Consider the following 12,192-nt stretch of genomic DNA (forward strand, 5'->3'; position numbering starts at 1 on the left):
GAACAAGCCACAGACCAAGGAAGTCCATCACCATGTCAACGACGACCGTCTCGACCATTAGCCACTTCATCAACGGCGCCGAAACCGCAGGCGTCGGCACCCGCACCCAGCCCGTCTACAACCCCGCCACCGGCGCCGTCTCCGCAGAGCTGCGGCTGGCCAACCGGGAGGACCTGGACGCCACCGTCGCCGCCGCCCGCGCCGCGGCCGATTCCTGGGGCGACATTTCCCTGGCCAAGCGCACCGCCGTGCTGTTCAAGTTCCGCGAGCTCGTCGCCTCCCACATCGACGAGCTCGCCGAACTGATCACGGCCGAACACGGCAAGGTCCTCTCCGACGCGAAGGGCGAGATCGGCCGGGGCCTCGAGGTCATCGAGTTCGCCTGCGGCATCCCGCAGCTGCTCAAGGGCGACTACTCCGACCAGGTCTCCACCGGCATTGACGTGTTCTCCTTCCGCGAGCCCCTCGGCGTGGTCGCCGGCATCACCCCGTTCAACTTCCCGGTCATGGTGCCGCTGTGGATGGCACCGATGGCGATCGCCACCGGCAACGCCTTCATCCTCAAGCCCTCCGAACGAGACCCCTCCGCCTCGATGCTGCTCGCCAAGCTGTGGAAGCAGGCCGGCCTGCCCGACGGCGTCTTCCAGGTCCTGCACGGCGACAAGGAAACGGTCGACGGACTCCTGACCCACCCGGACGTGGACGGCATCTCCTTCGTCGGTTCCACCCCGATCGCCCGGTACGTCCACGAGACCGCCACCGCGCACGGCAAGCGCGTCCAGGCCCTGGGCGGCGCGAAGAACCACGCGATCATCCTGCCCGACGCCGACCTCGACAACGCCGCCGACCACCTCGCGGCCGCCGCCTTCGGCTCCGCCGGGGAACGCTGCATGGCCATCTCCGTCGCCGTCGCCGTCGGCGAAGCCGCCGACCTGCTGGTCAAGAAAGTCCAGGAACGCGCCCTGGACGTCAAGGTCAAGAACGGCACGGAACCCGACGCCGAAATGGGCCCGGTCATCACGCCGGCGTCGAAGGAACGCATCGTGAAGATCGTCACCGAGGCCGAAACCGCCGGCGCCGCCATGGTGGTGGACGGCCGCGACCTCGTGGTCCCCGGCCACGAGGACGGCTTCTGGGTCGGCCCCACGGTGATCGACCACGTCAAGACCGAAATGACCGCCTACACCGAGGAAATCTTCGGCCCCGTCCTGGTTGTGGTCCGGGTGGAGGACCTCGACGCCGGCATCGCCCTGATCAACTCCAACCCCTACGGCAACGGCACCGCCATCTTCACCTCCTCCGGCGCCGCAGCCCGGAAGTTCCAGCGCAGCGTCACGGTGGGCATGATCGGCATCAACGTGCCGCTGCCCGTGCCGGTGGCGTACCACTCCTTCGGCGGCTGGAAGGCCTCGCTGTTCGGCGACAAGCACATCTACGGCCCCGAAGGCGTCTCCTTCTACACCCGCGGCAAGGTGGTCACCTCGCGCTGGCCCGAACCCACGCACGCCTCCGGAGCCTCCTACAACTTCCCGTCCAACTAGTCCCCACCCACCGGCACCCAACAACCACGATCGACTGCTCCGCAACCGCCGTTTTGAGCGTCCAAAACGGCACCTGCGGAGCAATCGATGAGAAGGAATGGAAATGACAGAGAACAAGCTGATCATCGGCACCGCGCCGGACTCGTGGGGCGTCTGGTTCCCGGATGACCCGCAGCAGACCCCGTGGGAACGCTTCCTGGATGAGGTGGCCGAATCCGGCTACAAGTGGATCGAGTTGGGCCCCTACGGCTACCTCCCCACTGACCCGGCACGCCTCGCCGAAGAGCTCCAACAGCGCGACCTGCAGATCTCGGCCGGCACCGTGTTCACCGCCTTTCACCGCGGCCTGGACCAGTGGGAAACCGCGTGGGAACCTGCCCGCAAGGTTGCCGAACTCACCGCCGCCATGGGCGGGGAACACATCGTGGTCATCCCGGCCATGTGGCGAGACGACGTCACCGGCGAGGCCGTGGAAAGCGGCACGCTCACCGAAAAGGCCTGGAGCGACCTCTTCACGGGCCACAACCGGCTGGGCAAGACCCTGCTGGAGGACTTCGGCCTGAAGCAGCAGTTCCACTCGCACGCCGACTCCCATGTCGGCGCCCAGGCGGACATCGAGACCCTCCTCGCCGCCACGGACGCCCAGTACCTCAACCTCTGCCTGGACACCGGCCACGCCGAATACTGCGGCGCCTCCAGCCTCGACCTGATCAAGAACTACCCGGACCGGATCGGCTACCTGCACCTCAAGCAGATCAACCCGGACATCCTCAAAAAGGTCAACGAGGAAAACATGACCTGGGCGGCCGCCAACCTGGCCGGCGTCATGACCGAGCCGCCAAACGGCCTGCCGGACCTGCGCGCCGTCATCGAAGCCGTCGAGGCGCTCAACCGGCCGATCTTTGGCATTGTGGAACAGGACATGTACCCGGTGGCCTTCGACGTCCCGATGCCGATCGCCAAGCGCACCCGGAACTACCTGCTCTCCTGCGGCTCCCGCACCGCCGTCAACTAGAACTGAGGACAAGATCATGACTAAGACCCTCCGCGTAGCTGTCATCGGCGCCGGCCGTATGGGCGCAGACCACATCCAGCGGCTCAACACCCGCATCCACGGCGCCGAAGTGGCCGCCGTCGTCGACGTTGACCTTGCCCGCGCCCAGGCTGCCATCGAGGGCATCCCCGGCGCCGTCGCCCTGGCCGACGCCGAGGAAGCCCTCAACAACGGCGACGTGAACGCCGTGCTGATCGCCACTCCCGGCTTCCTGCACGAGGACATCCTGCTCAAGGCGATCGCCAAGGACATCCCGATCCTCTGCGAGAAGCCGCTCACCCCGGATGCCGAATCCTCCTGGAAGATCGTCGAAGCCGAAGAAAAGCTCGGCCACAAGCGCATCCAGGTCGGCTTCATGCGCCGCTTCGACGCCGAGTACGCCGCCCTGGGCAAGATCATCCGCGACTCCGAACTCGGCGAGCTGCTCATGCTGCACCACCAGCACCGGAACCCCACCACCCCGTCGGGCTTCACCAACGAGATGCTGATCAACGACTCCGTGGTCCACGAGTTCGACGCCATCCGGTACTTCACCGGCGAAGAAATCACCTCGGTCCAGGTCCGCCTCGGTAAGGCCACGCGGAACGCCCCGGCCGGGCAGCACGACCCGCAGCACGTCCTGATCGAGACCGAGTCCGGCGTCCTGGCCGACGTCGAGATCTACGTTAACGCCAAGTTCGGCTACGAAGTGGCCACCCAGGCCTCCTTCGAGGACGGCATCGTCAGCATCGGCGGGGACAAGGGCCCCTACACCCGCAGCAACGGCCACTGGGGCGGCAACGTCACCCCCGGCTTCGAGGAGCGTTTCGGGGCAGCGTACGACGTCGAAATCCAGTCCTGGGTGGACGCGGCCCTGCGCGGTGAGATCGGCGGCCCCACCGCCTGGGACGGTTACGCCACGGCGGCCTGCTGCGAGGCCGGCGTCGAGGCGCAGAAGAACGGCGAAAAGGTCGCCGTGAAGCTCAACGCCAAGCCCGCCCTCTACCGCTAGGAACCCTGCCGGCCGGCGCCCCCTCCTGACAAGTTCGGGGCGCCGGCCGCCTGCACGCCCACCAGATCCACAATGGAGTGTTCAACGTGAAAATCGCCCTTGACCCCACGCCGTTCCACCACAGCCACGGACTTTTGGAGTTCCCGCGCGTGGTGGCCGACCTCGGCTACAAGTACATGCAGATGACCCCGCACGCCGATTTCATCCCGTTCTTCAACCACCCGAAGGCCGACGACGCACTGGTGGGCCAGCTGAAGGCGGCCTGCAAGGACGCGGGAATCGAGATCGCCTCGGTGCTGCCCGTGCTGCGCTGGTCCGGGCCGGACGAGGACGCCCGCGAGGCCGCCGTCCGTTACTGGAAGCGCGCCATCCAGATCACCGTGGACCTGGGCGTGGGCACCATGAACACCGAGTTCAGCGGCCGGCCGGAGAAGGCCGAGGAATCCGAACGGGCCTTCTACCGCTCCATGGAGGAGCTGCTCCCCATCATCGAGCGGGAGGGGATCGACCTGCTGATCGATCCGCACCCGGACGACTTCGTTGAGGAGGGCCTGGCCGCGATCCGGGTGATCCGCGGGCTGAACTCGAAGAACGTGGGCCTGGTTTATGTGGCCTCGCACAGCTTCCACATGAAGAACGCCCCGCTGGAGATCATGCGGGCCGCGGGGGACAAGCTGCGCCTGGTCCACGTCGCTGACACCATGGACCACCACGCCTCACACGGCCTGCGCTACATCACCAACCCGCCCGGCAACCCCGTCCGCGTGCACCAGCACCTGAAGATCGGCGACGGCGACGTCAACTGGGACGAGTTCTTCGGCGGCCTGAAGGAAATCGGCTTCCTGGACCGCGACGACACGGTGATGGTCTCAAGCGTCTTCGCCGAGGACGACAACGCCGCGGAGGTCTCCCGCTACCAGCTGGAGACCATGACGCAGCGCATCGAGAAGGCGAGCCTATGACGAAGCCTGACGGCACACTGACCAGCTCAGCTCCGTCCGAGGCCGACTCCACGGCCCGGGAAGCCACGGCCGGGGAAACCGCGGCCCGGACCGCCGGCGCCGCGAATCCCAAGGGTTTCCTGCGGCGCGTGGCGTTCTTCTCCACGTTTGGCGGCCTCCTCTTCGGCTATGACACCGGCGTCATCAACGGCGCCCTGCCGTTCATGCAGCGGGATCTCGGCCTCACCCCGCTGACCGAGGGGCTCGTGACCTCCACCCTGCTCTTCGGCGCGGCGTTCGGCGCCATCTCGGCGGGCCGGCTCTCGGACCGATTCGGCCGGCGCAAGACCATCATGGGGCTCGCGCTGATCTTTGCCGTGGCCACCATCGCCTGCTCCGTCTCGCCGAGCACCGAGATGCTCATAGCCTCCCGCACCCTGCTGGGCCTCGCCGTCGGCGGGGCATCGGTGATCGTTCCGGTCTACCTCGCGGAGATGTCCCCGGCAGCCCAGCGCGGACGAATCGTGACGCAGAACGAGCTCATGATTGTCACGGGACAGTTCCTGGCCTTCACATTTAACGCCGTGCTGGGCAACGCCTTCCCGGAGGCCTCCCACGTCTGGCGGTGGATGCTCGTCATTGCCACGCTGCCGGCCGTCGTCCTGTGGTTCGGCATGCTGCTCCTGCCTGAAAGCCCACGCTGGCTGGCGTCGGCCGGCCGCTTCGGTGAAGTCCTTGAGGTGCTGCGCCGGACACGCGCCACGGAGGACATTTCCACCGAGTTCGACGAAGTCCGGCAGGCCGCGCGGGAAGACTACCAATCCAAGCTCGGCACCTTCCGCGACCTCACGGTTCCGTGGATCCGCCGCATCTTCGTCGTCGGACTCGGCATGGCCGTGATCAACCAGATCAGCGGCGTCAACGCCATCATGTACTACGGCACGTCCATCCTCTCCAGCTCGGGCTTCGGGGACCAGGGCGCCCTCATTGCCAACGTCGTCAACGGTGTCACCTCGGTGGTCGCCGTCGTCGTCGGGATGTCCCTCATGTCGCGGCTGCCGCGCAAGTCCATGCTGATCGCCGGCCTGACCGGCACGGCGGCGTCCCTGCTGGCCATCGGCATCATCTCCATGCTCATCCCGGAGGGTACCCTCCGCGGCTATCTCGTCTTGCTGTTCATGGTGACGTTCCTGGCCTCGATGCAGTCCTGCATTGGCACGGTGACGTGGCTGACGATGGCCGAAATTTTCCCGCTGCACGTCCGCGGCATCGGCATGGGCATCTGTGTCTTCGTGCTCTGGATGATCAACTTCCTGATCGGGTTCTTCTTCCCGCAGATGGTGTCCTGGATTGGCGTCTCGGTGACGTTCTTCATCTTCGTCGCGATCCAGCTGGCAGCCATCGTCTGGGTGAAGCGCGTGGTTCCGGAGACCCAGGGAAAGAGCCTGGAGGACCTGGAACACTTCTTCAAACAGGCGGCCGTCAAGCAGCCTGTTAACGCTTAGTCTTTCCATCACAAAGCCCCGCCCGCGACGTCATCGGGCGGGGCTTTCGTGCATTAGCGCTTGACCGTTGTGGCCTCAGACTCCGGCGTGCAGCCGGGGGAGTGCGTCAACCAGCGGTGCCAGTTCGGGGACTTCCTGGGCCTCGGCCAGCGCCCGCTCCAGCGTGGCGTCGTGAACCGGCCGGGTCTGCTCGAGCAGTGCGATGCCGCTGGGCGTGAGCTCGGTGTAGATCCCGCGGCGGTCATCCGCGCAGAGGATCCGGGTCAGCAACCCGCGGTCCTCGAGCCGGTTGACCAGGCGCGTGGTGGCGCTGGCGCTCAGCGCCGTGGCGCGGGCCAGCTGCTGCATCCGCATGTGCCAGCCGTCCTGCCGGCTCAGCGCATCCAGCACGGTGTACTCCACGACGGAGAGCTGGGCCTCGGCCTGCAGGGAACGCTCCAGCTCGGCTTCGATCAGCCCGTGCAGGGCCGCCAGGGTCCGCCAGCCTTGCGCCCGGACCTCGACGGCGTCGTCCTTGATGCCCATCAGGTGTTTCCCTTCAACTCGCGTGCCCGGCAGGGTGGTGACGGGCACATTAAATAATAGTTGCTTGCGCGCTGTATCTGCTTGTGCAACAATAAATAACGCGTCTGCAACTACTAGCTTACGCGCCATACCCCATCCCGTACAGCTTTGTAAGGAGCACCTCCATGCCTGTTGGCCTGATAGCCCTCGCCCTCGGCGGGTTCGGCATCGGACTCACCGAGTTCGTCATCATGGGCCTGCTGCCGCAAGTGGCCGCAGACTTCCACGTCACCGAGGCCACCGCGGGCTGGCTCATCTCCGGCTATGCGCTCGCCGTCGTGGTCGGGGCGCTGGGCCTCACCGCGGCCGTGACGCGCTTCGAACGCAAGCCCGTGCTGGCCGTGCTGATGGTGCTCTTCATCGCCGGCAACCTCGTCTCGGCGCTCGCGCCGGATTACTCGGTCATGATGATCGGCCGCATCATTGCCGCCCTGTCGCACGGCGCGTTCTTCGGCATCGGCGCCGTGGTGGCCGCCAGCATGGTGGCGCCCAACAAGAAAGCCGGCGCGATCGCGATCATGTTCACCGGCCTGACGGCGGCAAATGTGCTGGGCGTCCCGTTCGGCACCATGCTGGGCCAGGCCGCGGGCTGGCGCTCCACATTCTGGGCCATCACGGTCATCGGTGTCCTCGCCCTGGCCGGCATTCTTGCCCTTGTGCCGAAGACGGGATCAGGCGAATCTGACGGTGGTTCTGCCTCTGGCTCTGCCTCCGGCGGGCTCCGCGGCGAGCTCCGTGCCTTCCGGTCCGGGCAGGTCTGGCTCTCCATCCTCGTGACCATCCTCGGCTACGGCGGCATGTTCGGCGCCTTCACCTACATCGCCTTCACCCTCACCGAGGTCACCGGTTTCTCCGCCACAACGGTCCCGTGGCTGCTGATCCTCTTCGGCGTTGGGCTCTTCATCGGCAATACCCTCGGCGGCAAGGCTGCGGACAAGAATGTGGACCGCACCCTGGTGGTGGTCCTCGCCATCCTGGTGCTGGTGCTCGTGCTCTTCGCCCTGACCGCGGGCAACCAGCCGGTGACCATCGCCTCCATGGTGCTGTTGGGCGGCTTCGGCTTCGCCACCGTTCCGGGGCTGCAGATGCGCGTCATGAAGTACGCCAGCAGCGCTCCCACGCTGGCCTCCGGCGCCAACATCGGCGCCTTCAACGTCGGCAACGCCCTGGGGGCGTGGATGGGCGGCGTCACGATCACCGCAGGCCTGGGCTACACCTCGCCGATCTGGGCCGGTGCCGGGATCACCCTGTTGGGCCTGGCGGTGATGGCGTTCGCCGCAGCTGCTGCGAAGAAGCACGACGTCGGCCGGCCGGCCGACGTCGACAGCTCCGAAAAGGACAGCGAGTCTGAGCTGCAGCCGGCCTAGCGGCCATTCGGCAGCCGGCCCACCGGCCATTCGGCAGCCGGCCCACCGGCCTAGCGGCCGAATGGCAGCCGCGGGTCCAGGTCCTGGCCCTCCCAGGTCTGGCGGATCCAGCCATGGTGCGGGTCGTCGCTGATGAGCCAGTCGCGGACGGGGCCCGGGCCGGCCATGACGTTGAGGTAGTACAAGTCGTAACCGGGGGCGGCCATGGCGGGCCCGTGCCAGCCGTACGGCACCAGGACGACGTCGCCGGTCCGGACCTCGGCCGCAACGTCGATGGGCCGCTCGTCGGAGGCGTAGACGCGCTGGTAGCCGATGGCGTCGTCGGCGCCCGGGCGTTGCGGGGCCCCGGGCGTCACGCGGGTTTCGAAGTAGTAGATCTCCTCGAGGTTGGTCTCGCCGTCTTTTTCCTCATCGTGCTTGTGCGGGGGATAGGAGGACCAGTTGCCGGCCGGGGTGAGGACCTCGCAGACGATGAACCGGTCCGCCTCCAGCGCGGCGGGGGTGCCGAAGTTGTGGACCTGGCGGGAGCAGTTGCCCGCCCCGCGCAGTTCCACCGGCGTTTCGGCGGCCGTGATGAGGCGGGTCGGGTAGGCGGCCTTGGCCGGGGCGGTGGCGACTGCCACGCGTCCGCCGTCGGCCGAGGTGATGGCCACCGCCTTGCCGGCTCCCGTGTAGAGCACGTCGCTGGGGCCGCTGAAGACGCTGTCCCGGCCGGCCAAGGGATAGTCCTGCCCGTCCACGGTCGCCACGAACGAACCGTTGAGCGGGATTACGATGCGTTCCTCCGCCGCAGCGTCCAGTACGACGCCGCCGCCGGCCGCCAGCGTGGCAACCTTCAGCCCGGTATGTGCCCACCCGTCCACCTCCAGGCCGGAATCGGACGTCCCAATGGAAATGTCCCACTTGCCTTCGGCGGCGGTGCCGAGCGGATAGACCCAGTTGGCCATGGAAGCTGCCCTTTCGTTATCGCGCCGGAGTGACGCGCGTGTGTGCGTTGTTGGAGCCGGTGGCGCTCGTTGGTGAGCGCTCGTCGGTGGAGGCCTTGCGCGAGGCGCTTAGTCTTGGACGCCCGCTGATGCCGTGGTGTGAGCGCCTATCTTTGAACCAGCGTCATCTCAAAGCTGTAAGAATCTGCCCGGTAGACGTGGTGGCCGGTTTCCACCATGCGTCCGGTGTCGTCCACGGCTGTGCGCTCCATGGTCACCAGGGCGGAGCCCGGTGTGGTTTCGAGCAGCGGTGCCTGGTAGTCGTTGGCGATCATGGCGCCGATCCGCTGTGAGGCGAGGCGGAAGTTCACGCCGCCGTTGCGCAGGATGCCGTAGAGGCCCTGCGACGCAAGGCTTGCCTCGTCGAGGGCGGTGATGTCGTCGCGCACCCAGTTCTCCATCAGGGCCAGCGGTTTGCCGCCCACTTTCCGGAGCCTGGTGAAGTGGTAGACCTTGGCGCCGCCGGGAAGCTGGAGCGCCTTCCGGATCGAGGCGTCCGCCTCCTCATGCGAGAAGCTCAGCACATCGGTGGTGGGCTTGCTGCCGTTGTTGCTCAAGTCGTCATAGAGGCTGGAGAGTTCCAGCGGTCGGCGGACCTGGCTGGACACCACCTGGGTGCCCACGCCGCGCTTGCGGACCAGGAGGCCGGAGCGGACCAGCTCATCCATGGCCTTGCGCATGGTGGGGCGGGACAGGTTGAGCTGGGCGGCCAGGTCGATCTCATTTTCCAGCCGGCTGCCAGGTTCCAGCAGTCCGGTGTGGATGGCGGCCTCGATGCCCTGTACCACTTGGTGGTACAGGGGTATCGGTGACGAGCGGTCGATCTGCAGATTCAATTGATTCGCCACTGGGCGTGCTCCCTTGTGCTCCGCGGTGGCCGAGGTGCCGGTCTTTCCGCGTATGTCAGGCGCATGTTCGCTTGATAGGACATACTGCCTTTTTCTGATGGTAGCAGGGCTGCCGAAGCGAGCCAAGGGGTGTCGTCCGGGGCCGCAGGGGTGGGAGTCGGGCTGACCGCTTTGCGCAGGTGAAGCCCGCGCATTCGGTCATTTCATCGCTTAGTGCTACGTCAAAACATCCTAATGTCAGGACAAACTATTGACAACTGTGATTGGAGTCACCATGATCGGTTGTAGATGGCTCATGGACCGACGCGATGAAGCGGCCGGCGTGGCCCGGAATCAAAGGAGATTGATCGTGACCAAGTTCTCGTGGCGGAAGGCAACCCTCGTGGCTGCCGTTGTACCCATGCTGGCCCTGAGCGCGTGTTCCAGCACCGGCGGCAAGCCCGCAGACTCAGGCAACGCGGCTGGCGGAGGCCAAGTCGCCTCGACGCCCCGGATTAAGGTCGCCTTGATCACCCACGCCGCAGCGGGTGACACCTTCTGGGACATCGTGAGGAAGGGCGCCGAGGAGGCATCGGCGAAGGACAATGTTGAGCTCCTCTATACGTCCGATCCCGAAGCCGGTCGCCAGGCCCAACTCATCCAGCAGGCTATCGACCAGAAGGTCGACGGCATCGCGGTCACGCTCGCCAAGCCCGAAGCCCTTAAAGACGTCCTGCAGAAGGCCGCTGACGCCGGAATCCCGATTGTGAGCCTCAACGCCGGCGAATCGGTCTCCTCCCAGCTGGGAGCATTCACCCACTTCGGTTCCAACGAGCAGCTCGCCGGGCAAGCCGTGGGCACCAAGCTGGCCGCGGACGGTTACAAGCACCCGGTCTGCGTGATTCAGGAACAGGGCCACGTCGGACTTGAAGCACGGTGTGCCGGTGTGAAGGCCAAGGTGCCCGGAACTGAGATCCTTTACGTCGACGGCAAGGATATGACCTCCGTTCAGTCCACCGCGACTGCCAAGCTCCAGGCTTCCAAGGACGCCGACGTCATCATCGGCCTAGGCGCCCCCATCACACTGACTCTCCTCAAGTCGGTCGCTGACGCCGGCAGTTCTGCCAAGGTTGCCAGTTTCGACCTCAACGCGGAGCTCGCCCAGAAGATCGTGGATGGTGCAGTTCTGTTCACCGTGGACCAGCAGCCGTGGCTGCAGGGCTACGGAGCCGTTGATGCCATCTGGCAGAACAAGCGCGGCGGCTTCAATATCGGCGGCGGCCAGCCTGTGCTGACAGGCCCGGCGGTCATCGACAAGTCCAATGCGGCTGATGTCCTGACCTTCGCCCAGCAGGGTATCCGCTAACAGTCCGCTGGCCGGGCCGGCCCTGGCCGGCCCGGCAGCAAGGAGAATTACCATGACCGTCACCCAGACCAAGACAGAGTCAGCGGCGCCCGATGAGCGCGTCGCCAAGCGCAGTCCGTTCCAGAAGTTGCTCGGACGTCCCGAGGTCGGTGCCCTGGTGGGCGCGATCGTCCTCTTCATTTTCTTCGCGTTGGTGTCCCCGACCTTTACCCAGCCCGGTGCCCTGGCGACCATCCTGTACGGTTCCTCCACGATCGGGATCATGGCGGTCGGGGTGTCCTTGCTGATGATCGGCGGGGAGTTCGACCTCTCCACCGGCGTCGCCGTGATTACCTCGGCGCTGACCGCGTCGCTGTTCAGCTGGTACTTCACCACGAACGTCTGGGTCGGCGTCGGCCTGGCCCTGGTGGTGTCCTTGTCCGTCGGGTTCATCAACGGCTGGATCCTGATCAAGACCAAGCTGCCCTCGTTCATCGTGACCCTCGCGACGTTCCTGATGCTGACCGGCCTGAACCTGGGCCTGACCCGGCTGATCGGCGGCTCGGTGTCCTCGCCCTCGATCTCGACCATGGACGGCTTCGCCTCGGCCCGGGCGGTCTTCGCGTCCTCGGTGAGCATCGGCAACGTCGACATCAAAATCACCGTGTTCTACTGGTTCGCGCTCGTCGCGGTCGCGACCTGGGTGCTGATGCGGACCCGGGTGGGGAACTGGATCTTCGCCGTCGGCGGGGACGCGAACGCGGCCCGCGCCGTGGGCGTGCCGGTCAAGGCCACCAAGATCGGCCTGTTCATGGCCGTGGGGTTCTGCGCCTGGATCCTGGGCATGCACAACCTCTTCGCCTTCGACACCGTGCAGTCCGGTGAGGGCGTGGGCAACGAGTTCCTCTACATCATCGCCGCGGTGATCGGCGGCTGCCTCCTCACCGGCGGCTACGGCTCGGCGATCGGCGGCGCGATCGGCGCGTTCATCTTCGGCATGGCCAACAAGGGCATCGTCTACGCGCAGTGGAACCCGGACTGGTTCAAGTTCTTCCTGGGCCTGATGCTGCT

At 66.3% G+C, this 12,192-nt stretch carries 11 protein-coding genes; 8 read left to right on the forward strand and 3 right to left on the reverse strand.

From position 1 onward, the window contains the following. Positions 1-32 precede the first annotated feature (32 nt). The 5 genes from C566_RS0119520 (at position 33) to C566_RS0119540 (ending at position 6,032) form a co-directional block, all read left to right on the forward strand. Positions 33-1,541 carry a CoA-acylating methylmalonate-semialdehyde dehydrogenase gene (locus C566_RS0119520; RefSeq protein ID WP_018776042.1) on the forward strand — a complete coding sequence of 503 codons (1,509 nt, stop codon included), beginning with the start codon at positions 33-35 and terminating at the stop codon, positions 1,539-1,541. Between the two features lie 103 nt (positions 1,542-1,644). After that, positions 1,645-2,556, forward strand: coding sequence for a sugar phosphate isomerase/epimerase family protein (locus tag C566_RS0119525; RefSeq protein WP_018776043.1), 912 nt, complete (start codon positions 1,645-1,647; stop codon positions 2,554-2,556). Positions 2,557-2,572: 16 nt separating this feature from the next. Continuing rightward, positions 2,573-3,586, forward strand: a complete 1,014-nt coding sequence (locus tag C566_RS0119530; protein WP_018776044.1) for a Gfo/Idh/MocA family protein — start codon at positions 2,573-2,575, stop codon at positions 3,584-3,586. Positions 3,587-3,672: 86 nt separating this feature from the next. After that, complete coding sequence (locus tag C566_RS0119535; RefSeq protein ID WP_018776045.1) at positions 3,673-4,548, forward strand: sugar phosphate isomerase/epimerase family protein; 876 nt, start codon at positions 3,673-3,675, stop codon at positions 4,546-4,548. Further along, positions 4,545-6,032, forward strand: a complete 1,488-nt coding sequence (locus C566_RS0119540; protein WP_018776046.1) for a sugar porter family MFS transporter — start codon at positions 4,545-4,547, stop codon at positions 6,030-6,032. Before C566_RS0119535 ends, C566_RS0119540 begins: the two co-directional genes overlap by 4 nt. A 75-nt stretch (positions 6,033-6,107) precedes the next feature. Here C566_RS0119540 and C566_RS0119545 read toward each other — a convergent pair whose 3' ends face one another. Next, positions 6,108-6,557 (reverse strand): MarR family winged helix-turn-helix transcriptional regulator, encoded by a 450-nt coding sequence (locus C566_RS0119545; RefSeq protein ID WP_018776047.1) that lies wholly within the window; start codon positions 6,555-6,557, stop codon positions 6,108-6,110. 164 nt (positions 6,558-6,721) lie between these two features. Here C566_RS0119545 and C566_RS0119550 point away from each other — a divergent pair, with 164 nt between their 5' ends. Next, entirely contained in the window at positions 6,722-7,963 is a 1,242-nt protein-coding gene (locus C566_RS0119550; protein WP_018776048.1) for an MFS transporter, read from the forward strand. A 50-nt stretch (positions 7,964-8,013) separates the two neighbouring features. Here the strand turns inward: C566_RS0119550 and iolB are convergent, their stop codons facing one another. Both iolB and C566_RS0119560 read right to left on the reverse strand, forming a co-directional pair. Next, positions 8,014-8,910, reverse strand: coding sequence for a 5-deoxy-glucuronate isomerase (gene iolB / locus C566_RS0119555; RefSeq protein ID WP_018776049.1), 897 nt, complete (start codon positions 8,908-8,910; stop codon positions 8,014-8,016). A gap of 146 nt (positions 8,911-9,056) precedes the next feature. Continuing rightward, entirely contained in the window at positions 9,057-9,797 is a 741-nt protein-coding gene (locus C566_RS0119560; protein WP_026266875.1) for a GntR family transcriptional regulator, read from the reverse strand. Positions 9,798-10,146: 349 nt separating this feature from the next. On the opposite strand from C566_RS0119560, the gene C566_RS0119565 reads away from it, so the two are divergent. Next, entirely contained in the window at positions 10,147-11,142 is a 996-nt protein-coding gene (locus C566_RS0119565) for a substrate-binding domain-containing protein (protein ID WP_026266876.1), read from the forward strand. A gap of 52 nt (positions 11,143-11,194) precedes the next feature. Next, positions 11,195-12,192, forward strand: a 998-nt coding sequence (locus tag C566_RS0119570) for an ABC transporter permease (protein WP_018776052.1), incomplete at its 3' end; no start/stop codon positions are given.

The organism is Arthrobacter sp. 131MFCol6.1 (genome assembly GCF_000374925.1).
In the GTDB taxonomy this organism is placed as follows: Bacteria; Actinomycetota; Actinomycetes; order Actinomycetales; family Micrococcaceae; genus Arthrobacter.